The 26710-nt window shown below is 71.9% G+C and carries 26 protein-coding genes and 1 pseudogene; 12 read left to right on the top strand and 15 right to left on the bottom strand.

Going from position 1 to position 26710, the window contains the following annotated elements:
- Positions 1-177: 177 nt before the first annotated feature.
- Positions 178-693 carry a mycothiol transferase gene (locus QF034_RS39475; RefSeq protein WP_307179450.1) on the top strand — a complete coding sequence of 172 codons (516 nt, stop codon included), beginning with the start codon at positions 178-180 and terminating at the stop codon, positions 691-693.
- Here the strand turns inward: QF034_RS39475 and QF034_RS39470 are convergent.
- Both QF034_RS39470 and QF034_RS39465 read right to left on the bottom strand, forming a co-directional pair.
- Positions 675-1754, bottom strand: coding sequence for an adenosine deaminase (locus QF034_RS39470; RefSeq protein ID WP_307179449.1), 1080 nt, complete (start codon positions 1752-1754; stop codon positions 675-677). The two genes, QF034_RS39475 and QF034_RS39470, sit on opposite strands and share 19 nt — an antisense overlap.
- A 26-nt stretch (positions 1755-1780) precedes the next feature.
- A complete protein-coding gene (locus QF034_RS39465; RefSeq protein ID WP_307179448.1) occupies positions 1781-2188 on the bottom strand; it encodes a VOC family protein in 408 nt (135 codons plus the stop codon).
- A gap of 136 nt (positions 2189-2324) precedes the next feature.
- Here QF034_RS39465 and QF034_RS39460 point away from each other — a divergent pair, with 136 nt between their 5' ends.
- Together QF034_RS39460 and QF034_RS39455 are read left to right on the top strand one after the other, a co-directional pair.
- Positions 2325-2720 (top strand): tautomerase family protein, encoded by a 396-nt coding sequence (locus QF034_RS39460; RefSeq protein WP_307180089.1) that lies wholly within the window; start codon positions 2325-2327, stop codon positions 2718-2720.
- Positions 2721-2837: 117 nt separating this feature from the next.
- Positions 2838-3296 carry a pyridoxamine 5'-phosphate oxidase family protein gene (locus QF034_RS39455; RefSeq protein ID WP_307179447.1) on the top strand — a complete coding sequence of 153 codons (459 nt, stop codon included), beginning with the start codon at positions 2838-2840 and terminating at the stop codon, positions 3294-3296.
- Positions 3297-3300: 4 nt separating this feature from the next.
- On the opposite strand, the gene QF034_RS39450 is transcribed toward QF034_RS39455, so the two are convergent.
- From QF034_RS39450 to QF034_RS39440, 3 genes are all read right to left on the bottom strand, one after another.
- Entirely contained in the window at positions 3301-4209 is a 909-nt protein-coding gene (locus tag QF034_RS39450) for an oxidoreductase (RefSeq protein WP_307179446.1), read from the bottom strand.
- Positions 4210-4236: 27 nt separating this feature from the next.
- Positions 4237-5127, bottom strand: coding sequence for a glycoside hydrolase family 19 protein (locus QF034_RS39445; protein WP_307179445.1), 891 nt, complete (start codon positions 5125-5127; stop codon positions 4237-4239).
- A gap of 163 nt (positions 5128-5290) precedes the next feature.
- On the bottom strand, positions 5291-5767 hold the full coding sequence (locus QF034_RS39440) for a MarR family winged helix-turn-helix transcriptional regulator (RefSeq protein WP_307179444.1): 477 nt from the start codon (positions 5765-5767) through the stop codon (positions 5291-5293).
- Positions 5768-5848: 81 nt separating this feature from the next.
- Here QF034_RS39440 and QF034_RS39435 point away from each other — a divergent pair, with 81 nt between their 5' ends.
- Together QF034_RS39435 and QF034_RS39430 are read left to right on the top strand one after the other, a co-directional pair.
- On the top strand, positions 5849-6961 hold the full coding sequence (locus QF034_RS39435; RefSeq protein WP_307179443.1) for a substrate-binding domain-containing protein: 1113 nt from the start codon (positions 5849-5851) through the stop codon (positions 6959-6961).
- 68 nt (positions 6962-7029) lie between these two features.
- A complete protein-coding gene (locus tag QF034_RS39430; RefSeq protein WP_307179442.1) occupies positions 7030-8094 on the top strand; it encodes an acyl-CoA dehydrogenase family protein in 1065 nt (354 codons plus the stop codon).
- Positions 8095-8161: 67 nt separating this feature from the next.
- Here the strand turns inward: QF034_RS39430 and QF034_RS39425 are convergent, their stop codons facing one another.
- From QF034_RS39425 to QF034_RS39410, 5 genes and pseudogenes are all read right to left on the bottom strand, one after another.
- Positions 8162-9364, bottom strand: coding sequence for a serine hydrolase domain-containing protein (locus QF034_RS39425; protein WP_307179441.1), 1203 nt, complete (start codon positions 9362-9364; stop codon positions 8162-8164).
- Positions 9365-9632: 268 nt separating this feature from the next.
- Positions 9633-10803: pseudogene (locus tag QF034_RS39420) on the bottom strand (LLM class flavin-dependent oxidoreductase).
- A gap of 51 nt (positions 10804-10854) precedes the next feature.
- Positions 10855-11409 carry an NADPH-dependent FMN reductase gene (gene ssuE / locus QF034_RS39415; RefSeq protein WP_307179440.1) on the bottom strand — a complete coding sequence of 185 codons (555 nt, stop codon included), beginning with the start codon at positions 11407-11409 and terminating at the stop codon, positions 10855-10857.
- Positions 11410-11612: 203 nt separating this feature from the next.
- Complete coding sequence (locus tag QF034_RS41680) at positions 11613-11690, bottom strand: putative leader peptide (protein ID WP_351405193.1); 78 nt, start codon at positions 11688-11690, stop codon at positions 11613-11615.
- 107 nt (positions 11691-11797) lie between these two features.
- Positions 11798-11962 carry a DUF8839 family protein gene (locus QF034_RS39410; RefSeq protein WP_503167810.1) on the bottom strand — a complete coding sequence of 55 codons (165 nt, stop codon included), beginning with the start codon at positions 11960-11962 and terminating at the stop codon, positions 11798-11800.
- Positions 11963-12199: 237 nt separating this feature from the next.
- On the opposite strand from QF034_RS39410, the gene QF034_RS39405 reads away from it, so the two are divergent.
- Positions 12200-12640: an SPW repeat protein gene (locus QF034_RS39405; RefSeq protein ID WP_307179439.1), complete on the top strand. Its 441-nt coding sequence runs from the start codon at positions 12200-12202 to the stop codon at positions 12638-12640.
- A gap of 105 nt (positions 12641-12745) precedes the next feature.
- Here the strand turns inward: QF034_RS39405 and QF034_RS39400 are convergent, their stop codons facing one another.
- Positions 12746-13669 carry an NAD-dependent epimerase/dehydratase family protein gene (locus QF034_RS39400; RefSeq protein ID WP_307179438.1) on the bottom strand — a complete coding sequence of 308 codons (924 nt, stop codon included), beginning with the start codon at positions 13667-13669 and terminating at the stop codon, positions 12746-12748.
- A gap of 74 nt (positions 13670-13743) precedes the next feature.
- Positions 13744-14529 carry a GNAT family N-acetyltransferase gene (locus tag QF034_RS39395; RefSeq protein WP_370880917.1) on the bottom strand — a complete coding sequence of 262 codons (786 nt, stop codon included), beginning with the start codon at positions 14527-14529 and terminating at the stop codon, positions 13744-13746.
- Positions 14530-14646: 117 nt separating this feature from the next.
- Here QF034_RS39395 and QF034_RS39390 point away from each other — a divergent pair, with 117 nt between their 5' ends.
- Both QF034_RS39390 and QF034_RS39385 read left to right on the top strand, forming a co-directional pair.
- Entirely contained in the window at positions 14647-15132 is a 486-nt protein-coding gene (locus QF034_RS39390; protein WP_307179437.1) for a nucleoside deaminase, read from the top strand.
- A 541-nt stretch (positions 15133-15673) separates the two neighbouring features.
- Complete coding sequence (locus tag QF034_RS39385; protein WP_307180087.1) at positions 15674-16408, top strand: class I SAM-dependent methyltransferase; 735 nt, start codon at positions 15674-15676, stop codon at positions 16406-16408.
- Here the strand turns inward: QF034_RS39385 and QF034_RS39380 are convergent.
- The gene (locus QF034_RS39380; protein ID WP_307179436.1) at positions 16357-17058 is read right to left on the bottom strand and encodes a chaplin; all 702 of its coding nucleotides are present in this window, start codon (positions 17056-17058) and stop codon (positions 16357-16359) included. The genes QF034_RS39385 and QF034_RS39380 overlap by 52 nt on opposite strands.
- Positions 17059-17332: 274 nt before the next feature.
- Between QF034_RS39380 and QF034_RS39375 the strand changes: the two genes are divergently transcribed.
- Positions 17333-18904: an alpha/beta hydrolase gene (locus QF034_RS39375; RefSeq protein WP_307179435.1), complete on the top strand. Its 1572-nt coding sequence runs from the start codon at positions 17333-17335 to the stop codon at positions 18902-18904.
- Positions 18905-18929: 25 nt separating this feature from the next.
- On the opposite strand, the gene asnB is transcribed toward QF034_RS39375, so the two are convergent.
- The gene (gene asnB, locus QF034_RS39370) at positions 18930-20771 is read right to left on the bottom strand and encodes an asparagine synthase (glutamine-hydrolyzing) (RefSeq protein WP_307179434.1); all 1842 of its coding nucleotides are present in this window, start codon (positions 20769-20771) and stop codon (positions 18930-18932) included.
- A gap of 284 nt (positions 20772-21055) precedes the next feature.
- Between asnB and QF034_RS39365 the strand changes: the two genes are divergently transcribed.
- Both QF034_RS39365 and QF034_RS39360 read left to right on the top strand, forming a co-directional pair.
- Entirely contained in the window at positions 21056-22150 is a 1095-nt protein-coding gene (locus tag QF034_RS39365) for a baeRF3 domain-containing protein (RefSeq protein WP_307179433.1), read from the top strand.
- A gap of 272 nt (positions 22151-22422) precedes the next feature.
- Positions 22423-23829, top strand: coding sequence for a PP2C family protein-serine/threonine phosphatase (locus QF034_RS39360; RefSeq protein WP_307179432.1), 1407 nt, complete (start codon positions 22423-22425; stop codon positions 23827-23829).
- Positions 23830-23834: 5 nt separating this feature from the next.
- Here QF034_RS39360 and QF034_RS39355 read toward each other — a convergent pair whose 3' ends face one another.
- A complete protein-coding gene (locus QF034_RS39355; protein ID WP_307179431.1) occupies positions 23835-25328 on the bottom strand; it encodes a DNA-binding protein NsdB in 1494 nt (497 codons plus the stop codon).
- Between the two features lie 234 nt (positions 25329-25562).
- On the opposite strand from QF034_RS39355, the gene QF034_RS39350 reads away from it, so the two are divergent.
- On the top strand, positions 25563-26702 hold the full coding sequence (locus QF034_RS39350; RefSeq protein ID WP_307179430.1) for an aminoglycoside phosphotransferase family protein: 1140 nt from the start codon (positions 25563-25565) through the stop codon (positions 26700-26702).
- Positions 26703-26710: the final 8 nt, after the last annotated feature.

The following is a 26710-nucleotide window of genomic DNA, read 5'->3' as shown; positions in this document are numbered from 1 at the left end:
GCGACTCGCCGGAGGCCACAGCCGTGACTCCGGAGACCATGGGCGCATAAGGCGCAGACCACAGGCCGCCACACCGGAGACTCCGAGCGCGCAAACGTAGACTACAGGCGCGCACGCGGAGACCACCGGCGTGTGAACCGGGGCGCACGGCGCGCGGCGATGCGCGATGGTGGAGGCATGCATGCGAAGGACATCCTCATCGACGGCTACAACCGCATCCGGGAAGAAGTCCACGCCACCGTCGGGGGCCTCGGGCCCGACGAACTGAGCGCCCGCCCCTCCCCCGACACCAATTCCATCGCCTGGCTGGTCTGGCACCTCACCCGGGTCCAGGACGACCACGTCGCCGACGCCTTCGGCCTCGACCAGGTGTGGCTGTCCCAGGACTGGGAGAAGCGCTTCGGCCTCGGCCTGCCCCGGCACGACACGGGCTACGGCCACAGCCCGGCCAAGGTCGCCAAGGTCCGGGTCGACTCCGGCGAGATGCTGACCGGCTACTACGACGCCGTGCACGACCAGACCCTCGAAGCCCTGCGCGGCCTGGCGGCCAAGGATCTGGAGCGCGTCGTCGACGAACGCTGGGACCCGCCGGTCACCCTGGGCGTCCGGCTGGTCAGCGTCCTGTCAGACGATCTCCAGCACATCGGCCAGGCCGCCTACCTCCGGGGGCTCCTTCAGAGCGCGGCCTCGTAGCCGGGCAGGACCACGTCCCGGATGAGCGCGTTCCGCTCGTCGAACGGGAGGAACGCGCTCTTCAGGGCGTTCACCGTGACCGTGCGCAGGTCCTCGACGGTCCAGCCCGCCTGCTCCACCAGCAGGGACATCTCGCGGGTCATCGTGGTGCCCGACACCAGCCGGTTGTCGGTGTTCAGGGTGACGCGGAAGCCGAGGTCCTTCAGCGCAGTGATCGGGTGCTCGGCGATCGAGGTCGCGGCGCCGGTCTGGAGGTTGGAGGTCGGGCACATCTCCAGGGCGACACGCCGGTCGCGCACCCAGCCCGCGAGACGGCCGAGCTTGCCCGACGCGAGGTCGGGGATGTCGTCGGTGATGCGCACGCCGTGCCCGATGCGCTGCGCGCCGCACACCTGAAGGGCCTGGTGGATGCTGGGCAGGCCGTGCGCCTCCCCGGCGTGGATGGTGAACGGCACGTTCTCGCGGCGCAGGTGCTCGAAGGCCGCGAGGTGGTCGGCGGGCGGGAAGCCGTCCTCGGCACCGGCGATGTCAAAGCCGACGACACCGGCGTCCCGGAACGCCACGACCAGGTCGGCGATCTCCCGGCTCCGGTCGAACATCCGCATCCCGCACAGCAGCGTTCCGACCCGCACGGGCGTCCCGGCGGCCGCCGCCTTGGCCATGCCGGCCGCGAGCCCCTCCTGCACGGTCTCGACGACCTCGGGCAGGGTCAGCCCGCCCCTGACCATCAGCTCCGGGGCGTAGCGCACCTCGCCGTAGACGACACCGTCCGCGGCGAGGTCGAGCACGTACTCCTCGGCCGTGCGCAGCAGGCCCTCGCGGGTCTGCATGACGGCGAGGGTGTGCTCGAAAGTGGCTATGTAGCGCACCAGGTCGCCGGAGTTGGCGGCCTCGTAGTACCAGGCGGCGAGTTCGGCGGGGTCGGTGGTGGGCAGGGTGTGGCCGACCGCGTCCGCGAGCTCCACCACGGTCGCGGGGCGCAGGCCGCCGTCGAGGTGGTCGTGCAGCACGGCCTTGGGCAGCCGGCGGAGAGTGTCGGTGTCGATGCGGGGCGCGGTCATGTGCGTGTTCCTCGGGAGGTGCGTTCTCAGTCGGGTGTTCGGTCGGTGGCGGGCTGGAGCAGGTCCCAGCGGTTGCCGTACAGGTCCTGGAAGACGGCGACGGTTCCGTACGGCTCGTGCCGCGGCTCCTCCAGGAACGTGACGCCCGCGGCGGTCATCCGGGCGTGATCGCGGGCGAAGTCGTCGGTGTGCAGGAAGAAGCCGACCCGCCCGCCGGTCTGGTCCCCGACCCGGCCGGCCTGAGCCTCCCCCTTGGCACGGGCGAGCAGCAGACCTGTGCCCGTTCCCGGACTCCCGGGTTCGACGACGACCCAGCGCGACCCGTCGGGCCGGGGAGCGTCCTCGGCGAGCCGGAACCCGAGGGCCTCGGTGTAGAAGCGGATCGCCTCGTCGTAGTCGTCGACGACGAGGGTGACCAGGGCGATGCGTCGCATCAGGACCTTTCGGAGCGTGTGGTTGACGGGAGAGGTTATACGTAACACCCACGGGACGCAAAACAGCCCGGCAACCTCTGTACCTACTGGTATGTACACTCGCAGTCATCGCCCCTACGGCTCCGAGGAGACCCCCGTGCCCTTCGTCCGGATCGACACGCTGCGGGCCGGCCCCGAGCGCCTCGCCGCACTCGGCCGCGCCGTCCACGACGCCCTCGTCGAAACGATCGGCATTCCACCCGACGACCGGTTCCAGGTCCTGGTCGACCACGACGGCGCGAGCAGCACCCTCCGGTACGACGACTACCTCGGCGTACACCGCGACGACGGCATCGCCTACGTCGCGATCACGCTGCGCTCGGGGCGCTCGCCCGCGCGGAAGCAGGCCCTGTACCGGAGGATCGCCGAGCTCGCGCACGCGTACGCGGGGACGGAGCCGAGGAACGTGTTCGTCGTCCTGACGGAGAACGGACCGGCCGACTGGTCGCTCGGAGAGGGGCGGGCACAGTACCTCGGTCCTGCGGAGCCTTAGGGCGTGTCCGCAAAGTCGCGTCGCGGGGCAAGCGGGACTTTGCGGACACGCCCTAGGTCTCCGGCCTACGCCCTGAGCCCGAGGCGGTCCGCCCGGCCAAGCACTAGCGTCCCGGCCATGAAGATCACCGAGCCACCCCGCACGCCCGAGCAGCGCAAGGCGGACCTCCTGGACCGTATGGAGCGGGAGATCGACATCTGGGTCGCCACGGCGGACACCGGGGGCGTGCCGTGCCTGGTCCCGCTCTGGTTCGTGTGGCACGAGGAGGCCGTGTGGCTGTGCACACGGCTGACCAATCCCACGGGCCGCAATCTGCGGGACGGCCGGCGGGCCCGGCTGGCCTTCGCAGACACCCGGGACGTCGTGCTCGTCGACGGCGACGTGGAGACCTTCACGATCCCCGAGGTGCCGCCGGCGGCCGCCGAGGCGTTCCGCGCGAAGACCGGCTGGGATCCGCGCGAGGACCACGCGTCGTACGCGTTCTTCCGGGTGCGGCCGCGCGCGGTGCAAGCCTGGTGCGAGGTGCACGAGTTGCCGCGCCGGCATCTCATGCGGGACGGGGCCTGGGTGGTCTGACCGGTCAACCGGCCGCCGCGCGCAGCGTGTTCAGCCGTTCCAGTTCCCCATCCGTGAGGCGGATCGCGCCCGCCGCCACGTTCTCCGTGAGGTGGTCGGGGTTGCCCGTGCCGGGGATGGCGAGCACGTGGGGGCCTTGGTGCAGCGTCCAGGCGATGCGGATCTGCGCGGGGCTCACGCCGTGGGCACGGGCCACTGCGCGGACCTCCTCGTCGTGGGCGGTGGCGGCGCCGCGCTCCCCGTTCTCGCCGGCGACGGCGTAGAACGGCACGAAGGCGATGCCCTGTTCGCCGCAGGTCCGCAGCAGTGCGTCGGTCGTGGGGTCGGGCCGGTCGATGGCGTACCGGTTCTGTACACAGACCACCGGCGCGATGGCCTGCGCCTCGGCGAGATGGCGGGGCTCGACGTTGGAGATGCCCAGGTGGCGTATCAGCCCGGCCTCGCGCAGTTCCGCCAGGGCACCGAAGTGCTCGGCGATCGAGTCGTACTTGGGCATCCGGCGCAGGTTGACCACGTCCAGGTGGTCGCGGCCGAGCTGGCGCAGGTTCTCCTCGACGTGCCCGCGCAGGTCCTCGGGGCGGGCCGAGGTGCCCCACTCCCCGTCGTAGGTCCGGTGGGGACCCACCTTGGTGACGATGACCAGGTCGTCGGGGTACGGCGCCAGCGCACTGTTGATGAGTTCGTTGGCGGAGCGCAGCGACGAGAAGTAGAAGGCGGCCGTGTCGATGTGGTTCACGCCGAGGTCGATCGCCTGGCGCAGGACGGCGATCGACCGGTCGCGGTCACTCGGAGTGCCGAGATGGAAGGCGGCGCTGCCCGTCAGCCGCATCGCGCCGAAGCCGAGGCGGTGGACGGGCAGGTCGCCGAGTTTCCAGGTGCCCGCGGCGTCCGCGGTGATCGTCTGTGAGCTCATCGACGGAGTCTCACACACGGCTCGCGGTCAGCAGTAGAGATTGCCGCCGGGTGACACCCCGAGGATCTGCGTGAACCGCTGGTAGTTGCTCACGCGGCTCTGCACCTGCGCGGGGTTCTTGCCGTCGCACTCCAGGGAGCCGTTGATGCTGCGGATGGTCTGGCCGAATCCGGCGCCGTTCACCATGGCGTTGTGCGGGGTCATGGTTCCGGGGCCGGTCTGGGTGTTCCAGTACCACAGGGCGGTCTTCCAGGCGACGGCCGCGTCGTTCTGGACCAGCCAGGGGTTGTTGAGCAGGTCGATGCCGAGCGCGTCGCCCGCTGCCTTGTAGTTGAAGTTCCAGCTCAGCTGGATCGGGCCGCGCCCGTAGTAGGCGGCCTGGCCGGCCGGGCAGCCGTAGGGCCGGCTCCAGTCGCAGTAGTGCGGGTAGTTGGCGGTGTTCTGCTCCACCACGTGCACCAGTCCGCCGGTCTCGTGGCCGACGTTGGCGAGGAAGGCGGCGGCCTCCTGCTTCTTCACCGTGTCGCTGCCGGTGTTGGCGAAGCCGGGGTAGGCGCTCAGGGCCGCCTTCAGCCCGCTGTAGGTGTAGAAGGGGTTCCGGTTCGGGAACATCTGGTTGAACTGCGCCTCGGTCACGACGAAGCGCGCGTCGGGCGTGCCCGGACCGCTGTCGCAGGCGTACGGCTCCCAGTACCAGGTGCTGATGGTCGGGTCGTAGCCCGGATTGGCGTGCTCGGCGATGTACGCCTTGCCGTCGGTGTAGCGGACGATGTCGCCGGCGGCGTAGGACTTGCCCGCCACCCAGTTGGGATAGCTGGAGCACGCGGCGGCGGAGGCGCTGGTGGCCGGCAGGAGCACCGGCGCGGTGCCCGCGAGGGCGAGAGCGGCCAGGACGGCGGAGACACGGCGTCTCGACACGGATCAACTCCTTTGCGGGACACGGCCGCACCCGGCAAGGCAGGGTGAAGCACAGCCGTGGGGCGGCCGTGGTGGGGGGTTGTCGGAGGCACACTCAACCGCGTTGGTCTGTACCAGTCAAGGGTGTAGACCAGTCATCGTGCGCAGGGTGCCGCCCGGCGGCTCAAAGGTGTCCGCGGGGCCTGCCTACGCCCCGGACGCTCACACGTGTGCCGACTCCGCCAGCGTCGCGGCCAGCCGGTCCAGCAGGGACCGCAGCAGTTCGTCGTCGCCGTCGTCGAGCTGGGGCCAGCCGGGCGCGCACGGCGCGGTCGAGCCGCTGCCAGTACTCCTGGCCGCGAGGAGTGAGGCGGGCGAGAATGCGACGGCGGTCGAACGGGTCGACCCGGCGGTGGACGAGGTTCTGGTCGACGAGCTGGTCGACCAGCTTGGTCAGCGTCGGAGGCGGCAGAAAGGCGGCCTCCGCGATCGCCGTCATGTGGTGCCCCTCGCCGTCGGACAGCAGCGTCAGCACCCGCCACGCGTCGAGCGAGCAGCCGTGCTCCTCCAGGACGGCCTGCAACCGCCGCGCCGCCAGCCGCTCGGCCCGCGTCAGCAGGTGCACCAGCTCGTCGGGCCGGCGCGGCGTTGGGGTAGGCATCCTGCTCCTAGTGCGACAAGAGGTGCGTCCATCCTAGGAGACGCACTGGAGTTCGTACGGCGGAGCCGGAATCATGACGCCATGGTCCCGCACGATCTCCCCGCGCCCGAGTGGTTCACGGCCGACGACTCCGTCCTCGGCGTGGCGCTCGTCTTCCCCTTGCAGGGGCCGGCCGGGATCTTCGGGCCCACCTGTGAGCTGTGCGCGCGGCTGGCCGCCGAGGAGGTCAACCGGGACGGCGGCGTGCTCGGCAGGGAGCTCCGGCTGGTGCCGGTCGACGGCTCGGGCGCACCCCGTGAGGTCGCCGGCCATGTCGAGGCGCTGGTGGACCTGGGCGTCGTGCAGGGCGTCACGGGCTGGCACATCTCCTCGGTGCGCCAGGCGCTGGCGCCGCGGATCGCGCACCGCGTCCCGTATGTGTACACCGCGCTGTACGAGGGCGGTGAGGACACGGCGGGCGTCTTCCTGACGAGCGAGACGCCGCGGGACCAACTGCGGCCCGCGATGGACCTGCTGGCGCGCGAGCGCGGGGTGCGGCGGTGGTTCGTCGTCGGCAACGACTACGTGTGGCCGCGGCGGACGGCACGGGCGGCCCGGGGGTACGCGCACACCTTTGGCGGATCCGTCGCCGGCGAGGTCTATCTCCCGCTCGGCACCCACGACTTCGAGCCGGTGCTGCGCGGCATCGAGCGCTCGGACGCCGACGGGGTGCTGATGCTGCTCGTCGGCAGCGACGCGGTGCGCTTCAACCGGGCGTTCGCGGCACACGGACTGCACGCGCGCTGTCTGCGGCTGAGCACGCTGATGGACGAGAACATGCTGATGGCGAGCGGCCCGGCGGCCACCGAGGACCTCTACAGCACGGCCGGGTTCTTCGCCTCGCTGGCCAACCGCGACACCCTCGACTTCCACGGGCAGTACGCGGCCCGCTACGGCGTCGAGGCGCCCGCCCTGGGCAGCCTCGGCGAGTCCTGCTACGAGGGTGTGCTGTTGCTGGCCGCGCTGCTGAAGCGGGCCGGAACACTGGACGTGTGCGCGATCGGTGCGGCGGCCGGCGCGGTGTCGTACGAGGGCCCGCGCGGACTGCTGCACCTGCGGGACAGCCACGTGCGCCAGCGCATCTACCTGGCCCGCGCCGACGGGCTCGACTTCGACGTGCTGACGGAACTGGATCTGCGCGGCGCGCATCCCTGACGGGCTGGGGCGAACGACACACCCCGTCGGCGGCACCCTCGCGCCGCGCGACCGCGAGAATCAGTTCCATGAGCGCCACGCCCCTCGCCTCGCCGCCCCACCCCCTCGTCGCCCGCGCACAGCGACTCGCGCGCGATCTCCTCGTCCCGCACGCCGAGCGCGTCGACCAGGAGGGGGTGCCGGCGAGCCACATCGAGGCGGTGAGACGGTCGGGGCTGCTCGGGCTGGGCGCGCCGAAGGAGTACGGCGGGGCGGACGCGCCCGTCGCCGTGGCGCGGGAGGTCGCGGAGATCCTGGCCGGGGCGTGCTGCTCCACATGGTTCGTGCAGACACAGCACCACACGCCGGTGAAGCTGCTCGCCACATACGACTCGCCGGTCCGGGAGAGGCTGCTGCGCCCGCTGGCGACCGGCGAGTCGCTGGCCGGCATCGCGTACGCGCACGTCCGTGCCTTCCCCCGGGTGCCCGTGCGGGCGGTGCCCGAGCGGGGTGGCTGGCGCTTCGAGGGCACGGTGCCCTGGTACACGGGCTGGGGTCTGAACGACGTGATGCTGCTGGCCGGTGTGACGGACACGGCCGAGGTGGTGTTCGTCGTCGCCGAGGCCCGCGAACAGCCGGGGATGCGTCCGTCGGCGCCGATGCGGCTCGCGGCCCTCACCGCCGCCCGTACGGTCTCCCTGGAGCTGGACGGCCTGTGGGTGCCGCGGGACGCCGTGGTGCTGCGCACCCCGCGGGAGCAGTTCGCCCTGATCGACCTGCCCCGGGCCGCCAACACCAGTCCGGCCGTGTTCGGCGTGGCGAGCGCGGCGCTGGACCTGGTGGCGGACACCCCGGACGGCCGGGAGCCGGCCCGGGCGCTGCGGGCCCGGCTCGACGAGGTGCGGCGGGAGGCCTACGCCCTGGCCGACCACCCCGTTCCGCACGAGTGCGTCCCGGAACGGCTTGCGCTGAAGACCCGGGCGTACGACCTGCTGCGGGCGGCCACGACCGCGGCGATCGTGGCCGGGGGCGGCCGGTCCATGGCCCTGGACAGCCGGGCGCAGCGGCTGGCACGCGAGGCGATGTTCCTGCTGGTGCAGGCCCAGACGGCCGAGGCACGCCGGACGCACCTCGGCGCGCTGGCGTCCGGCTAGGGCCTGTCCGACACATTCCCGTCGTCCGCCCGAAGGGCGGAGCAGGCGGGAATTCGTCAGACAGGCCCTAGTCCAGCCGGGGCAGCGCCGACGGCTTGTCCGTGCGGGAGGGGGCCTTGCCGCAGAACTCCGCTTCGATCACGTCGATGTAGAGCGACGGGTCCGGGAGCCAGTCACCGTTGATGTTGAACGTCAGCTGATGCTTCCCGTCCTTCGTGCCGACCATCGCGGACAGGGAGCCGTTCGTTCGGCCGCTCTTGCCCACGACCTTCACACCGCAGGACAGCTGCGCGAACTCGACGCCGAGCCCGTAACCGAGCCCGCCTCCCGCGGGCACCTCGACGAGCATCTCCTCCATCTGCTTCGGGGGCAGCAACTCGCCCTTGACCAGGGCCCGTTGGAAGCGGTTGAGGTCACCGCTGGTGGAGATGACGTCGCCGGCCGCGCCCAGCCAGGTCATGTTCTGTTCGGTGGCGACGTGGACCGGGGCGTCCGGGGCCTCCTGGTGCAGCCGGGAGTAGCCGACGGGGTGGGGTTTCGGCATGTGGGGTGACGTGCCGGGGAAGGATGTGCCGCGCAGCTTCAGGGGCCGGACGATGCGGCGGGTGATCTCCTGCGCGTACGAGCGGCCCGTCGCCTTCTCGACGACCATCCCGGCGATGACGAAGTTGGTGTTCGAGTACACCGGCTTCGTCTCCGGGTCGGGCAGCGGCGGGTACTTCAGCGCGATCGCCACGAGTTCCTCGGGCGTGTGCGTGTCGTACCGGTGCTCCGGAAAGCCGGGACCGGCGGCGTCATGGACGAACGCGGGGTCGTCGGTGTAGTTGGCGATGCCGCTGGTGTGGTTGAGGAGCTGCCGGAGAGTGATCTGGTCGCCGTCGTAGCCGTTGCCCCGCACCAGGCCCGGCAGCCATCGCTCGACGGTGTCGTCGAGGCTCAGTCTGCCTTCCGCCTCCAGCTGGAGCAGGACGGTCGCGACGAACGTCTTGGTGATGCTGGCCCCGCGGAAGTGGTCGCCGGGGGATCGCTCACGACCCGTGGCGGTGTCGGCGTGGCCGGCCGCCGCGAACCAGCTCCCCTTGCCGTCCTGGACCTTGGCGGCCACTCCGGGCAGTCCGCCCTTCTCGACGAGATCACGCAGCGCGGTCCGGGTCACCTCGTGGCCGCGCGGCGACTGTGCCGCGTATGCGGACGGGGTCAGTGCCGCCGCTCCGGCGCATAACGCCACGGTCAGGCCGAATGAGACGGTGCGTGAAACCCGCTGCTTCATGATGTGTGCCTCCCCTTCACCGAGGGGCAGGGCTGCCCCTCGGTGCTGATGACGCCCGACGCGGGTCCCGGGGTTGATCGTCGGGGCGGGAGGCCGACGGGCCCTAGGGGGTGTTTCGAAAGTCCTGTGCGGTGCCCGCGGTGTCCGGTGCGTGCTCTCGGCGTGCCGGACGAAAGCCCTCGTACTGGACGTACTTGGGGTTTCGGCCGGTGCGGCGAGAGGGCGTGCCGGGCGCCGTGGGTGCTGTGCGGGACTTTCGAAACACCCCCTAGCTCGCGAACGGCGCGAGCACGGCGGGTGCGGCGGGGGTCGTGGATGCGGTGGGTGCGGTGTCCTTGTCCGCGGGATGCCGCCACAGCCCTTGCGCGGCGAGGCGCGGCAGCACGCCCTCGCCGAACCAGTACGCCTCCTCCAGGTGGGGGTAGCCGGAGAGGATGAACTCGTCGATACCGAGGGCGTGGTACTCCTTGATCCGCTCGGCGACCTCGTCGTGGCTGCCGACCAGGGCGGTGCCCGCGCCGCCGCGCACCAGACCGATGCCGGCCCACAGGTTGGGGTGGATCTGCAGACGGTCACGCCTGCCGCCGTGCAGGGCGAGCATCCGCCGCTGGCCCTCGGACTCGCTGCGGCCGAGCCCGGCCTGCACCGACGCCACGGTCTCCGGGTCGAAGCCGTCCAGCAGCCGGTCCGCCTCGGCCCAGGCCTGCCCGGCGGTGTCGCGGGTGATGACGTGCAGCCGGATGCCGAAGCGGAGGGTGCGTCCCTCGGCGGCGGCCAGCGCCCGGATCCACGCGATCTTCTCGGCGACCTGGGCGGGCGGCTCGCCCCAGGTGAGATAGACATCGGCGTGCCGGGCGGCGATCTCTCCGGCGATGGGCGAGGAGCCCCCGAAGTACACCTGGGGAACGGGATCGGGCACGCGGGCGAGCTTCGCGTCCCGCACCCGGAGGTGCTCACCGTTCAGGTCGACGTTTCCGCCCTGCCACAACTCCCTGACGACGTGCAGGAATTCACCGGTCCGGTGGTATCGGCTGTCCTTGTCGAGGAAGTCGCCGAAGGCCCGCTGTTCCTGGTTGTCGCCGCCGGTGACGACGTTGAGCAGCAGCCGTCCGCCGGTCTGGCGCTGGAAGGTGGACGCCATCTGTGCGGCGAGGGTGGGCGAGATCAGCCCGGGCCGGAAGGCGACGAGGAACTTCAGGCGTTCGGTGTTCTGGCTGACCATGGCGGTGGTGAGCCAGGCGTCCTCGCACCAGGCGCCGGTGGGGGTGAGAGCCCCGGCGAAGCCCACCTCCTCGGCGGCGCGGGCGATCTGGCTCAGGTAGGCGACCGTCGGCGTCCGGTCGCGCCCGGACGCCGTGGGCGGGGGTGCCTTGGCCGCCACCGACGACATGGCGGCTGTCGCCGGTGGTGGGCAGGAACCAGTGGAAGGTGAGGGACACGGGGGGTCTCCGATCGAGTGGAACGTCCGGCGGCGTGACGGTGAGCGGGTGTCAGCACGCCACGGCCAGCAGCGGGGTGCGGCCGAGCGCCGTGGAGAACTGGTCGACCACCTGGGTGAGTGCCTCGGCGGCGGCCGGTGCGACGGTCAGGGACCCGTCGTCGTGCACGGTGATGTCCTTGTCGAGGGTGAACCAGCCCTGCACGGTGTGGGCCGCCCCCATGGAGGTCAGCACCGGGCGCAGGGCGTAGTCGATGGCCAGGACATGGGCGACGCTGCCGCCGGTGGCGAGCGGCAACACGGTCTTGCCGGTGAGTGCGTACTGCGGGAGCAGGTCCAGCAGCGCCTTGAGGACACCGGAGTAGGACGCCTTGTACACAGGGGTGCCGACGACGACGCCGTCGGCCCGTGCGAACAGGTCGGTGGCCTCGACGATCGCGGGGTGCCGGAAGTCCGCGCCGAGCAGGGCCTCGGCGGGGATGGTGCGGACGTCGAGCGGGATCACGTCGTGGCCCTGTGCGGTCAGCCGCTCGTCCAGGTGGCGCAGCAGTCGGCTGGTGCGGGAGGAGGCGGAGGGGCTGCCGGAGACGGACAGGACGGTGGCCATGGGGCCTCTTTCCGGGAGAGGGCGCGAGCGCGCGTGGCACCACCGAATTCGGGGGCGCCGCGTTCAACAGGCGTGAGCCGGCGCCGAATTCAGGCGTGAGGGAAAGGTGTGAGGGAAAACGCACCGCGTGTGACGTCCCGTCGGCGCGACGGTGTGCGGCCGACGGCGAATACGGCGGTGGGGAGAAGCGGCGAGCCGGGAGATCAGGCTGCGGCGCGACAGGAAGCGCTGGAGACGCGTGCGAGGTCGACGTGGCGTCGCCGCGTGAGGTCCAGTCGCATGGTCATGCCATGGATCGTGGCAGCGGGAGACGACGGCCGTCAAGGAAAGCGCGGCTCATCTCGCATCCCGGACCATGGATTTCGGTGGCGGTTCCGTTCGGTTCCGTTCAGTCCTCGTCCGACGGAACCACCACGAGGAAGGCGTCCGACTCCAGGTCCATCACGACGGTGGCCGGCTCGCCCTCGGCGCGGCGGCGTGCCGCGTATTCCTCCGCCGGCCATGATCCGCGCGGAGATCCCGCGGGGAACCGCTCCAACACCTTCGCGCCGATGGCCGTAGACACGTCCGCTGCCCTCCCCTGTCCCGCGCCGCCTGCCGGCGACCTCGATCCGTCTCTGTCGTACAGATCCGCCTGCCCCCGATCCCCCCGGACATGTACCGCGCGGTAGAAGTTCACGTCTCCACCAACCTCTACACATAAAGGAAAAATAAGAGCAGAATGTGCTTACGCGGCGCTTACCGCATACCCACCAGACGCGGTCGCCCTGCAAGACGAAGGAGACGAGTCATGGCCAACGTCTCGCCCACCAGGGGTGACATCACCAGCCACCCCGACGCCTCCGAGATGCGGGATCGGTACGCCCGTGTGCTCGGCGGTCGTGATGTGGCGCTCGTGGACGGACCGGTGTTCCTGCTGGGTCTGTACTGCGCGGCCTCCCCGTGGATAGTCCACTACACGACCAGCCAGCCGCCGCTCGTGACCCACAACCTGATCATGGGCATCGCCATCGGTCTGCTGGCGCTCGGGTTCACTCGCGCTCCGGAGCGCATGTACGGCCTGAGCTGGGCCATGTGCGCACTCGGGGTGTGGATGATCATCTCGCCGTGGGTCGTCGGCGACAGCCCGGACGCCGGCGTCGTGTGGAACAACATCATCATCGGTGCGCTGGCTGTGATTCTGGGTCTGGCGTGCACCGCCACAGCGGCGAAGGCCTCTGCGAGGCCGTAGCCCCACCGGAAGCGAAACCGAGGGCCGGTCCGCACCGCGGACCGGCCTCTCCATGTCCGCGCCGGAGTGTCCCGGCGTTCCGGGCACACCGGGTGTCACCCTGCATCAGCGGCCCGCCGACCGCATCGCGGCGAGGCCCTCACGGCTGGACGGGTACCGCGGCGTCCACCCCAGCTCGCGTTCGGCCTTGGCGGAGGAGACCACCAGCCGCGACGACATCATCGTGTGGGCGTACGACATGGGTCTCATCAGCCACAGCGGTACGGTCATCGGCTTCGGCAGTGCGAACACCCCGGCCACGGTCTCGACGTGGGCGCGGAAGCCGAGCGGGGTGCGGTCGGCGATGTTGTACGCCTGCCCGGGCCGGCCGCGTTCCACGGCGGCGACCACCGCGCGGGCCGCGTCGGTGAGTTCCACCCACGGCAGCACACGGCCCCGGTCTGCGGGCACGGGCAGTTGCCGCCTGCGCAGCAGGGGCAGCAGGACGTCGGTGCCGCCGGGGCCGTAGAACAGGCCGAAGCGGAGCGCGACACCCTCCAGCGCCTCCGTCTCGAAGGCGAGCCGCTCCTTGGTCCGCATGGCCGCGATGTGCCGCTCCAGCTGCGGGGTCCTGCCGCGCGGGCCGAAGGGGTCGTCCTCGGTGACCGGGCGGTCGCCGTGGTCACCGTAGCCGTAGCCGAAGACCATCGACTCCACGACGAAGCGGCGGGCACCGGTGACCCGGGCGGCTTCGACGAGGTGGGCCGTGCCCTCGGTGCGCAGCGCGTCGGTGGCGAACATGTCGCGGTCGCGCATGGGGGGCTTGCGCAGGGCTGTCGCGGCGTGGATCACGGTGTCGAAGTGGTGTCCGTCGACGGCGCGCAGCAGCGCGTCGCGGTCCATGAGGTCGGCGCGCACGCCGTTGTCCGGGCTCCGGCCGAGTCCGGTGACCTTGTGGCCCGCCTCGGTCAGGGCGCGGGTGACGTGCCCGCCGAGGACGCCGCTCGCGCCGGCGAGGAGGATGCTCTGGTTCTTCTGGATCGTCGTCATGACGATGCGACGGATCGGACGGCGCGGATGTGACATCCGGGCGGATGTCACACGCAGCGGGGGCGGCCGGCCGGCTACGGTGTGTACACGTACGGGGTCGTCGTGGTCAGCGGTGTGAAGCCCAGGCGTTCCAGGATGGGGCGGCTCTGGCCGGAGGCGTCGACCTGGAGGTAGCGGTAGCCGCGTGCCGCGGCGGCGTGGGCGCGGTGGGCCACCAGGGCGCGGTAGATGCCGCGGCCGCGCCAGCCCTCGACGGTGCCGCCGCCCCACAGGCCGGCGAACCGCGCGCCGGGCACGAGCTCCATGCGGGCCGCGCTCACCGGCTCGTCACCCGCCATCGCCACGACGGCGACGACGGTGTCCGGGTCGGCCGAGAGCCGGGCGAGGAGCTCCTCGCGCAGCCAGGTGCTGTCCGCGCCGAACGCCTTCTCGTGGACCTCGGCCACGAGATCCACACCCCTCGGACCGGTGACCGGCACGACGCGGACGCCCTCGGGAGGTTCGGCGTCGAGGGACAGGGCCGCGATCTCGCCGATCATCAGCGTCTCCTCTGGTTCGGGCCTGAACCCGGCCGCGCGCAGCCGCTGCCCGAGGTCCGCCGGCCGGTCGTGCCCGTACAGCTTCCACTCGAATGCGAGGCCGAGCCCGGTGTAGTGGGCGATCTGCCCGGCGATGGCCGCGTCCGCCGCCGCCTCGTCGAGGGCGGACCACAGGACGCCGTTCCAGCCCTGCGCGGTGGCGACCTGGCGCACCACGTCGCCGGTCCGCTCGACGCGGACGCCGGGGCCGTCCGGCCGCGCACCCTCGCGCAGTTCACGGTCGAACAGGGCGAGCAGCGCGGTGTGATTCACCTGAGTCATGGGCACACCCCAGCACGCGCCCGGGCAGCCGGGCAACGCGATTAATGGATGCGGCCGTACGTCCCCGGCGGCCGTACAGTCCTGCTGATCACGTCGTCACCAGGAAGGGCCGGGACCATGGTCGTGAAGGACACGGAACTGCCGTACCTGCGCCGCTGCGTGGAGCTCGCGGCCGAGGCGCTCGAAGCCGGGGACGAGCCGTTCGGTTCGGTCCTGGTCGGCGGGGACGGCACGGTCCTCGGCGAGGACCACAACCGGGTGGCCTCGGGCGATCGCACGCGGCATCCCGAGTTCGAACTGGCGCGCTGGTCGGCGGCCCGGCTCACCCCCGAGGAGCGGGCGGCGGCGACGGTCTACACCTCCGGCGAGCACTGCCCGATGTGTGCGGCCGCGCACGCCTGGGTCGGTCTGGGACGCATCGTCTACGTCGCCTCGTCCGAACAGCTCGCATCCTGGCTGAGCGACTTGGGGGTCGCCGCGCCGCCGGTGCGGACACTCCCCGTTCACGAGGTCGCACCGGGTGTGGTCGTGGACGGTCCGGTGCCCGAACTGACGGCACGGGTGAGGGAGCTGCACGTGCGGTTCCATCGGGGACGCGACTGAGGGACCCGGGCGGTTCCGGTCCGTCGGGCAGGCCCCCTCCGCCGGGGCCTCGCGAGGCCGGCCGCCCGAGATGCAGGGCCACGCTGGCGAACGTACGATCGAATTCAACAGGCCAAGCGTACGCCTCGGTCTCCCCGACGGGGGGAGGCGCGTGTCCGTGCTGTCGGCACGTCGGCTGATGGCCGCCCAGATCGCCCTCGTCACGGCTGCCACCCTCGTTGACCGTCCCGGCGGCGGCTCCGACGCGGCCCCCTGTCTCCACTCGGGGCCGTGCCCGACGGCGTCGCTGGCCACCGCGCTGGCCGGGCTGGACGTCAACGAGCGGCGGGGCGACCCCGCGGACCTGGACGCGGTCGCCGCGTATCGGTGGGAGGAGGGCGTCTACGTGACGCTCGCCGCCTATCCGCTCGTGCCCCGCGACCGGGTCGGCTTCCGCATCCAGCTCACGGCGTTCGACTCGGACCACGACGTCGACCGCCTCAACTCGACCCCGACCCGGCTGTCCGGGCGTTTCCCCCTGCGGCTGAAGGGCTGGCGTGCCATGACGACGCACAACGACGACGTGGACTGGGACCGCTGGCCGGTCGCCGACTACCTCCGCGAGAACTACCGCGAGGTGCATCCCTCGGACGCGGCGGTCATCGCGCACCACAGCGCCTTCTACCGTCGCTTCCGTCCCGGCGCCATCGCCCGCTCGGTGGAGTTCGGGGCGGGGCCCAACCTCTACCCGCTGATCCTCGCGTCCGCCGTGAGCCGCGGGATCGACGCCGTGGAGGCGGGCGCGGGCAACGTCGCCTACCTCCAGGACCAGATCTGCCACCGCCTCGACGCGAGCTGGCTCCCCTTCCACGCGCTGTGCCGACGGCTCAACCCGGACGTGCCGGCGACCCTGGCCGGGGCGCTGGCGCATGTGAACGTCGTGCACGCCGACGTCCGGACCCTGCCGGCCGGCTCGTACCAACTCGCCTCCATGCACTTCGTCGCCGAGGGCGCGACGGAGGACTTCGCCGAGTTCGCCGACTTCTGCCGCACGTTCGTCCGCACCGTCGAGCCGGGCGGCCACCTGGTCGCCGCGTTCATGGAGAACATGCCGACGTACCGCATCGGCCCGGCGTCACGCTGGCCCGGCTGCCCCGTCAGCCCGGCCACGGTGACCGATGTCTTCACCCCGGTGACCCGGGACCTGGACGTCACCCGCATCGACGCGGACCCGACCCTGCCGGACTACGGCGATTCCGGGATGGTGCTGCTGACGGGGGTGGCGGAGGCGGTCTGAGGGCGCCGCCTCCGGCGCAGTACGACTCCACCGAACACCAGTGCCGCGCCCGCCGCGACGGTCTGGAGCGTGTGGTCCGTGCCCGTGTGGGCGAGGGCGCCGTGGACCTGGGGGGCGGCGGTGTGCGGGGCCGGTTCGGGAGCGGGGTGCGGCCGGGGTGGGGTGGGCGGCTTTGCGACCGGCTCGGACGGGTGGTGGGGGCGGACCGGGTGGTCGCCGGAGGTGTTCGAGGACTCGTTGCCGGTCGACGGGTTGCCGATACCGACCACGTCCACGGTGTTGCCGGTGAGGTTGACCGGCACGTCGACGGGCAGCTGGACGCCGTTGCCGGAGACCACGCCGGGTGCATCCTTTCCACCGCCTTCCGCGGCCGCGCCGCCCGGCTTGCCCGGCCGGCCGGCCCGGCGGTCGTCCTTGTTCGCGCAGCTGTTGCCCGCGGCGGCATTGAGGAGCCCCACCACGTTCACGGTGTTCCCGCACACGTTCACCGGGACGTGCACCGGCAGCTGGACGGTGTTGCCGGAGACCACCCCGGGCGAGCCGGCCGCCGAGCCGTCCGCTCCGGAACCGGCGTACGCGGGGGCGGTCAGGGCCATCGCGCCCGAGGCGGCCGCGACGGCGATCACACCGTTTCGGGTAACCCGATTCATAGGTTCCCTGCCTTCCAGACATCGTCGCGGGCACTCACCCGCACGAGATAAAACGCGGACGGCCGATCCGAGTTATGGCTTATCGGCCTTTCACTCCATCGAGCGGCCCGGTTGTCGAACTAGCGGTAAAGCCCTTCGTATGCGCGAGGCAGCCGCGCACGATAGGGCACTCCGCCCCCGCCCGCCCGTCCGGAGGCGCGGCTTCCGGTGCCCGCTTATGGTGAGCGAGGGCGCCGCTCCCCGGTCCGCTGCGGGGCGCCCCCTGGAGGCATCGATGCTGGCCAAGCTGTCCCCGCGCTCCTCGCTGAGGCGCTGCGCGGTCCCCTGCGTGGCCGGGCTGGCCCTGCTGGGGGCGGGGCTGCCGGCCGCGGACGACCCCGCGCCGGGTCTGGCGCGCTTCTACGACCAGAAGGTCAGGTGGTCGGCGTGCGAGGGCGAGGACATGCCGAAGGACCTCCAGTGCGGCAAGGTCACCGTCCCCCTCGACTACGCCCGGCCCGGGAAAGGCACCCTCGATCTCGCCCTGGCCCGCTACCGGGCCACGGGAAAGTCCCGGGGCTCGCTGCTGCTGAACTTCGGCGGTCCGGGCGGTCAGGGCGTGGGCCAACTCGCCATGGCCGGCAAGGACTTCATGGGCCTGACGAACGGCTACGACGTGGTCGGCTTCGACCCCCGGGGCGTCGGCCGCTCCTCGCCGGTCAGCTGCGGCAACGCCCCCGACGACCCACTGGACGCGACGGACGGCGACGCGGCCGTGGCCGCCCCGCAGGCCGTTCTCGAAAAGCTGCGCGACGCGGCGGCCGAGTGCACCGAGCACTCGGGCCCCGTCCTGCGCCACATCGGCACGGTGAACGCCGCCCGCGACCTGGACGTCGTGCGCGACGCGCTCGGCGACGCCAGGCTCAACTACCTCGGCTTCTCCTACGGCAGCCGGCTCGGCGCGGTGTACGCGGCCCAGTTCCCCGGCAAGGTCGGCAGGATGGTGCTGGACGGCGTCGACACCCTCACCGAGCCGCTGTCCGAGCAGGGTGTGGTGAGCGCACAGGGACAGCAGACAGCGCTGGAGAACTTCCTCGGCTGGTGCACGCAGGACATCGCCTGCCCGTTCGGACAGAACCCGCGGGAGGCCAGGGAGCACGTCGTCGAGGTGGTCGAGTCGCTCGACCGGGACCCGGTGCCGACCGACTTCGGAGAGGCGTTCTCCGGCCAGGACTTCGCGGGCGCCCTCGCGCAGGGGCTGTTCAGCAGGGAGCTGTGGCCCTCGCTCCAGCGGGCCGTCGCACAGCTGCTCGAGGACGGCGACACCAGCCGCCTGGAGGCCTTCGCGTCCGGGGGTGTCGCCCACCCGCCGTGGCGGGCGGCGCACCGCGGGCTCACCGACCCGCAGGACGTGCCCCTGGACAACCTGCCGGCGGCGCTGATGGCGGTGAACTGCGCGGACGATCCCGACCGCCCCGCCGCCGAGCAGGTCGGCAGGGACCTCGGCCGGCTGCGCGCCCGGTACGAGCGTGCGTCGCCGGTCTTCGGCCGGTACCGGCTCACCCAGGTGCTGATGTGCTACGGCCGCCCCAAGGGCACCGACTTCATCCGTGAGGAGGTCAAGGACCTCGACACCCCGCGGATGCTCCTCGTCGGCACCCGGGGCGACCCGGCCACGCCGTACCGCTGGACGGTGGAGACGGCCGAGCGGCTCGGGTCGTCGGCCGTGGTGCTCGACAACCGGGGCGAGGGCCACACCGGCTACGGCTCCTCCAAGTGCGTGCACCGCAAGGTCGACGCGTTCCTGCTGTACGGCACGCTCCCGCCGGACGGCAGCTCCTGCGGCTCCGACCACGACACCGAGTGAGCCGGTGCGGCCACGGATCCCCCGGTCAGCCGAGTGAGACCTCGGGTGCGTAGAGGTCCAGCCACATCGCCAGGTCGAGGGCCCGCTCCAGGCCCCGGCGTGCGGCCTGGCCGCTCACGGGCGTGTCGCGGTGTGCGGCCTGCCGGAGCCGCTCGGGGTCGACGAGGTCGAAGACCGGGTGGTCCGGCCGCGCCAGGAGGTCCTTCGCCTGGTTCCGCAGGGCCGCCGCGTACTTCGGGTCCTGCGTGGACGGGTAGGGGCTCTTGACCCGGTCGTACACGGACCGGGGGATCAGGTCCGCGGTCGCCTCCCTGAGCAGGCTCTTCTCCCGGCCGTCGAAGGACTTCAGCGCCCAGGGCGCGTTGTAGACGTACTCGACGAGCCGGTGGTCGCAGAACGGCACCCGGACCTCCAGGCCGACGGCCATGCTGGCGCGGTCCTTTCGGTCGAGCAGGATCCGTACGAACCGGGTCAGGTGCAGGTGGCTGATCCGCCGCATCCGGAACTCGAAGTCGCTCTCGCCGTCGAGGCGCTGGACGCCGGCGACGGCGGAGCGGTAGCTGTCGGCGACGTACGACTCCAGGTCCAGGGCCTTGACCAGCTCCGGGCGCAGGACGTCGGCGTCGTCGCCGAAGTGCCGGCCGAGGCTCACCAGCCAGGGGAAGGTGTCGGCCTGGCGGGCCTCCTCGTCGAAGAACTGCCGGTAGCCGCCGAAGACCTCGTCGGCGGACTCGCCGGACAGGGCCACCGTGGACCGTTCGCGGATGGCCCGGAAGAGCAGGTAGAGCGAGGCGTCCATGTCGCCGAGACCGGCCGGCAGGTCACGGGCCCTGATCACCTTCTCCCGTACGCCGGAGTCGGCCAGGGCGTCCGCGTCCAGCACGATGTCCTGGTGATCGGTGCCGGCGTCCCGGGCCACGTCGTGCACGAACGGGGTGTCGGGGGTGGCGCGCAGGTCGTCGGCGACGAAGTTGTCGGCCTGGCCCGCGAAGTCGACGGCGAAGCTGCGGACCCGCTCGCCGTGCACGGCGAGCTGCCGGGCGGCGAGCGCCGTCATGGCGGAGGAGTCGAGGCCGCCGGAGAGCAGGGTGCAGCGGGGTACGTCTGCGACGAGCTGGCGGCGCACGATGTCGTCGAGGAGCGAGCGGACGGTGGCGGCGGTGGTGTCGCGGTCGTCGCTGTGGGGCAGGGTCCGCAGCTCCCAGTAGGCGCGGTGGCGCACGCCCGTGCGGTCGACGGTGACGACGGTGCCGGGCTCGACCTCGCGCATGCCCTCCCACACGGCGTGTCCAGGGGTCTTGACCATGGTGAACAGCTCGCGCAGGCCGTCGAGGCCGACGCGCCGGCGGGCCAGCGGGTTGGCGAGGATCGCCTTGGGCTCGGAGCCGAACAGGACGCCGTCGGGCGTGGGGTGGTAGTAGAGGGGCTTGATGCCCATGCGGTCGCGGATCAGCAGGAGCCGGTCGGTGCGGCCGTCCCAGACGGCGAAGGCGTACATGCCGTTCAGGCGCTCGGCTACGGCGTCGCCCCATTCGAGGTAGCCGCGCAGGACGACCTCGGTGTCGGAGTCGGTGGTGAAGCGGTGGCCGCGGGCGGTGAGCTCGCCGCGCAGTTCGGTGAAGTTGTAGGCCTCGCCCGAGTAGACCAGGGCGACGGTGCCGTGCGGGGTGGCGGCGGTCATGGGCTGGCGGCCGCCGGGCAGGTCGATGATCGCGAGCCTGCGGTGTCCGAGGCCGACGGGTCCCTCGGTCCAGACGCCGCGGTCGTCCGGGCCGCGGCAGGCCATCGTCTCGGTCATAGCGTCCAGGGTCGCCGCTTCGGCACTCAGGTCGCGGTCGAAGGAGACCCAGCCGGTGATGCCGCACATACACGTACCTCCCGCAAATCAGTTGTATGAGCCATCTATATTTCGAGCGTGTTACGCCCGCGGTCGCAGGTCAACTCGCCGGCGCCGCGAGCGGGCCCGGTCACCCCTCAGATCCAGCCGCACTTTGCACGCGCAATATCCGCGGATCCGCTGCGCGACCGGGAACTCCCGTCGGAAATCGGCCAGCGGCAAAAACTTCCCCAACTCCGGGACGAGGACACCCCGCCAGGCGGGTACCGATTGCCCCGAATGCCCTAAGGGTGAATCCGCTCTATCGTTCTGTCATGGAGCACGTTCTGAGTCCCGCGACCCTTGCCGAGCTGCGGCGCCCGCGCCCGTATCCCGCGGTCTCCGTGCTGACGCCGACCCACCGGCGCGATCCCCACAAGACCCAGGACCAGGTCCGGCTGCGCAATGCGGTGGCCGAGGCCAAGCGGCAGCTGGAGACCGATGCGGCGGTCAGCCGCGAGCGGCGGGCCGAGGTCGCCCGCCATCTCGACCAGGCCCTGTCCGAGGTCGATCTGACGCACGCCGAGGACGGCCTGGTGATCTTCGCCGCCTCCGGTGAGCACCAGGTGTGGTCGCTCGCCCGGTCCGTACCCGAACGCGTGGTGCTCTCGGACACCTTCCTCACCCGCAACCTGGTCTCCGCCCAGACGGCGGACCGGCCGTTCTGGGTGCTGTCGCTCTCCGCGGACCGCGCGACCCTGTGGAACGGCGGCGTCGACCGCGTCGCCGAGCAACGCGCCGACGGCTTCCCGCTGACCCGCCGCGTGGAGAACTTCGACCCGGAACGGCAGGAGCGGATCGGCGACCTGCCGAGTGCCTTCCGGGAGGAGCGCACCCGCCAGTTCCTGCGCGAGACCGACACCGCGATGAGCACCGTCCTGCGCGAGCACCCGCGACCGCTGTACGTCACCGGCCCGCCGCCCGCCCTCGCCCTGCTGGACGAGGTCGGCACCGCCACCAAGGGAGCGGTGCACGTCCCGCACGGCGGCCTCGCGCACGGGACGCCCGAGTCCGTGTGGCAGGCCATCCGGCCGGTGATCGAGACGGAGGCCCGCAGGGACACGGATGCCGTGACCCGCGCCCTCGAAACGGCCCGTGGACGACGGGAGTTCGCCGCCGGCGTCGACGAGCTCTGGCAGAGCGCCCGCGACGGGCGCGTCCGGCTGCTGGCCGTCGAGGAGAACTACCGCGTGACGGTCAGCGAGGCCGGGGACCATCTGATCCTCGCCGAGGACGCCGGCAGCGAGTCCCGCGAGGACATCGTGGACGAGATAGTCGAGCAGTGCCTGGAGACCGGAGCCGATGTCCGCTTCGTCCCGGACGGCGCACTCGGCGAGGCGGAGGGCATCGCCGGCGTCCTGCGGTACTGAAGTCTTCGAACACAGGGCCGTCGAACGCACGCGGCAACCGGGCGGCGCCTTCCCGACGGACCGTCAAACCCCGTGTGTAATCTACGACTTGATCCTCCGGAGGGCCCGCTCCGCACCTACCTCGGAGTAACCCCGTGAGACTGTGGCATATGCCAGAAGCACCACCGTATCGTGTGTTGCCAAATCCCTTACAGGGCGTCGCGGGCTGTGCGACAGTCGTAACCGGTCCCTCCGTCCGCCTTGGTCGTACCGTCCCCGCATCGGAGTGCGTCATGCCGTCCCACCTCTCCGCGGACCGCCCAGCCGCCGAGCCGCCCGGACGCGGCTCGGTCGACGCGCTGATATCGCAGACGCGCCGGCTCAAGGGCGACGTGGACGCCGTGCGGCGCGACGCCGAGGGAGCAGAACCGGACCACCCCCGGGGACGCTGGCAGCGCGCCCTGTACGACCTGGCCCTGCACCAGCTCAACGACCTCGACGAGCACCTGGCCCAGCTGCGGGACGGCCCCCTGCCCACGGCCGCCCCGGAACCCGCCGCACCCGCACCCGGCTCACTGCTCAGCCGGGTCGGCAGCGCGGAGTGGAACCTGCTGACGGACGAGGCCAGTTGGTCCGGGGAGCTGTACGAGATCCTGGGCCGTGACCCCGCCACTCCCCCACTCACCCTCGACGAGCTGCCGTCCCTGGTGCTCGACGAGGACCGGCCGAAGCTGACGGCGTTGGTCACGAACTGCCTCGTCGACGCCCGGCCCATCGACGGCGAGTTCCGCATCGCACGCCGGGGCGGCGACGTCCGGACCGTGCACATGATGGGCGAACCGGTGCTCGACGCCGACGGCAGCACCGCCTCGATGTGGGCCGTGCTGCGGGACGTCAGCGAACTGCGCCGCAGCCAGCGGGTGGTGAGCGAGACCCGTGACTCGCTCACCGACCGGCGGCAGGACGCGCGGACCGAGCACCGGCTCGCGGCCGAGCTGCAGGAGGCCGTGCTGCCGCCGTGGCTCGGCTCCCTGCGGCTCCCGCACCGGGGCGCCGAGGCCCTCGACCTCGCGGCCCGACGCCTGCCGGCGTCCACGCACACGCTGATCGGCGGTGACTGGTACGACGCGCTCGAACTGACCGACGGCGAGACCCTGCTCAGCATCGGCGACCTCACCGGACACGGCGTCGGCGTCACGTCGAACATGACGATGCTGCTCGGCGCCGTACGCGGCATGGCGATGGCCGGCGCCCCGCCCGGCCGGCTGATGGCCTGGCTGAACCAGTTACTCGACGCCACCGTGCAACCCGCCCTCGGCAGCGCCGTCTGCTGCCGCTACCGCCCCGCGACCCGCACCCTGGTGTGGGCACAGGCCGGACACCCCGCCCCGCTGCTGTTCCGCGACGGGACGGGGTGTGTGCTGAACGCACCGGACGGCGTCCTGCTCGGCGCCACCTCCGGCGCCGTCTACGGGCAGGCCGAAGAGACCCTCCAGGTGGGCGATCTGCTGCTTCTGCACACCGACGGGCTGGTACCCGGGCACACCGGAGCGGCGGCCGCGCACCTCCTCCTCGACCTGGCGCCGCGGCTGACCGGGGCCTCCAGCGCAGAGGACTGTCTGCGGACGGTGGTCCAGGAGTTCGGCGAGGGCGAGCGCGCGGACAACGCCTGCGTGCTCGTCGCCAGGGTCACGTCATAGGAAACTCAGGCCTGTGCGTGGTTGCCGCCCCTGCCCTTCGTCTTCGGCAGGGCGAACTCGATCTCCTCCCGCAGCTCCTGGATCTTCGGGTAACCGGAGTACTGGGCGGTGAGCCGGTACATCTGGCGCAGCCGGTCCCAGGTGCGGTGCGAGGAGTTGGAGCCCATCGACACCAGCGCCAGTCGCGCGTACCGGTCGGCCTGTTCGGGGTCGTCCGCGATGAAGCACGCCGAGGCCATCGACAGATAGTCGAAGATCTTCGACCGCTGCCGGCCGTCGACCCGCAGGGCGAGCGCCTTCTCCGCGTAGTGCTGGGCATGCGCGGCCGCGCCCGGCTCGAACTCGGCGAGCGTGCGGTAGGCCAGGGCCTGCATGCCGTAGAGGTCCTCCTCCTTGAAGGTCTGCATCCAGTCCGGCGGTGGTACGTCGGCCTTGTCGGAGACGAACAGGTCCTCGGCCTGCCCGAGCGTGCGGCGCATGGCCTGGCCCTTGCCCATGGAGGCCTGTGCCCAGGCCTCGATGGTGCAGAGCATCGCCCGGGTGCGGGGCAGCACCTCGTCGCCGGAGCCGGACGTGGCGAGCTTCATCAGGTCCAGGGCCTCGTCCGGCTTGCCCAGGTGGACCTTCTGGCGGGCCGCACGGGAGAGTGCCTCGCCCGCGCGGGGCCGGTCCCCGCCCTCTCTGGCCGCGTGCGCGGCGATGACGAAGTACTTCTGGGCCGTGGGCTCCAGGCCTACGTCGTGCGACATCCAGCCCGCGAGGACGGCCAGGTTGGCGGCGACGCCCCACAGGCGCCGCTGGAGATGGGGTGGGTGACGGTAGGCGAGCATGCCGCCCACCTCGTTGAGCTGGCCCACCACGGCCTTGCGCTGGAGCCCGCCGCCGCGGGCCGCGTCCCAGGCGCGGAACACCTCGACCGAGCGCTCCAGTTCCTCGATCTCCTGCGACCCGATGGGGGCGGCCTCGTAGCGGTCGAACCCAGCGGGGTCGGCGTACAGGGGATGGTCGAGGTCGGGAGCGTCGGCAGCCAGGGCAGGGTCGGTGTGCAGCCAGTCGTACATGGCGCTGCTGAGTGCGGATCCCGCGGCGAGCGCGGCGCCCGCGCCCACCAAGCCGCGTCGGTTGAGCATGAGGTCCATTCCCGTGAATTCGGTGAGGACCGCGGCGGTCCGCTCGGGCGCCCACGGCACTCCGTCGGGAGACTCCGCACTCCCGCCGCCCTGCCGCTTCCCCGCACGCCCGTGCCGGACCAGACCGAGGTCCTCGATGGTCACGACACGGCCGAGACGCTCGGTGAACAGAGCCGCCAGCACCCGCGGCACGGGATCGCGCGGGATCTCTCCCCTGTCGATCCACCGCCGCACCCGGGAGGTGTCGGTCGCCAGCTGGGGGTGGCCCATGGCCGCCGCCTTCCGGTTGACCAGCCTCGCGAGTTCGCCCTTGGACCAGCCGGCCAGGCCGAACAGGTCCGCGAGCCGGGTGTTGGGTTGTCCGCTCACGTCAAGCCCCCAGGTTCTCGGCTGAGTTGACAGTAGCCCGGGGAGACTTGCCGGGCGACTATTCGCCAGGGTTCGCCAGGGTGCGCCAGATGGTGTGCCACTGGTCATCGGGTGTCAGGTAGGAACGCGCCACCCCGACCCGGTCGCCGCAGGGACATTCCCCAGGGTGCTCCCGGGAGTCCGGGCCGGGTGGTGCGCTGTCGTCGCAGGCACACGAAGGGATCTGTTTCGCCCATGTACGCAGCATCGTCCTCCGTGTCCGCACCGCCCCGGTCGCTGCACCCCCGTCCCACGGACAGCGGCCCCTACCTCGCCCCCGCGCGGCCGGCGGCCCCCGTGCTCGGTGCGGGCAGGGCACGGCGCGGCGCGGTACTCGGCACCCAACCGCTCAGCGGGAGACTCGACTTGTCCGGCCCCCAGGGCGCGCAGTTGCGCACGGCGATCGCGTCGGTGCACCGCATCTGCCCGGAGTTCGCCCCGGTGCAGGTCCTGCGCCGCAGCGGGCGGTCCGTGCTCCTGGTCGGCACGACCGGTCGCAGCTCGGCCGTCGCCAAGTGTTTACTGGACCACTCCCCCGCCTGGGCCGAGCGGATCCGCCACGAGATAGCGGCGTACCGCTCGTTCGTCCGGCACCGCCCTCCGGTGCGGGTGCCGAGACTGATCGCGGCGGACCCGGACAACTGCACGCTGGTGATCGAGCGGATGCCGGGGCGGGTGGCCGCGCTCCAGCGGCACCCGGCCGAGGCGCCGCCGCGGGCGGACATCAGGGCGGCACTCGGCGCGATCTGCCGGCTGAACGCCTGGCGGCCGCCGGCGGGCACGTTCGACGCCCCGCTGGACTACGCGGCCCGGATCTCGCGGTACCACGAGCTGGGCCTGCTCACCGACCGGGACCTGGGTGATCTTCAGAAACTGCTGCACGGCATCGCGCAGGCGGCCGGGCGGCAGAGCATGGGCCAGTTCTGCCACGGCGACGCACTGCTGTCGAACATCCTCCTGTCACCGGCCGGTCCAGTGCTGGTGGACTGGGAGCACGCGGGCTGGTATCTGCCGGGGTACGACCTGGCGACGCTGTGGTCGGTGCTCGGGGACGCACCGGTGGCCCGTCGCCAGATCAGCCAGATCGCCCAGTCGGCGGGCCCGGCGTCCAGGGATGCCTTCCTGGTGAACCTGATGCTGGTGCTGACCCGGGAGATCCGTACGTACGAGACGGCCGTGCAGCGTTCGATGCACGACGCGACCCCGGCGGCACCGGGTCCGGCCCACCCTGGTGCTGCGCCGTCCGGCGAGGAGCAGCGGCTGCTGCTGCGGCGGCTGCACGACGACTGCCAGATGGCCCGGCGGGCCGTGCGCGCGGCGGTCGGCACTCGCTGACGGGGACG

The sequence above is a fragment of the Streptomyces africanus genome, from assembly GCF_030816955.1.
GTDB classification, from domain to species: Bacteria; Actinomycetota; Actinomycetes; order Streptomycetales; family Streptomycetaceae; genus Streptomyces; species Streptomyces africanus.
Note: the sequence above shows the minus strand (reverse complement) of the source record. Positions and strands in the feature narration are given on the sequence as shown.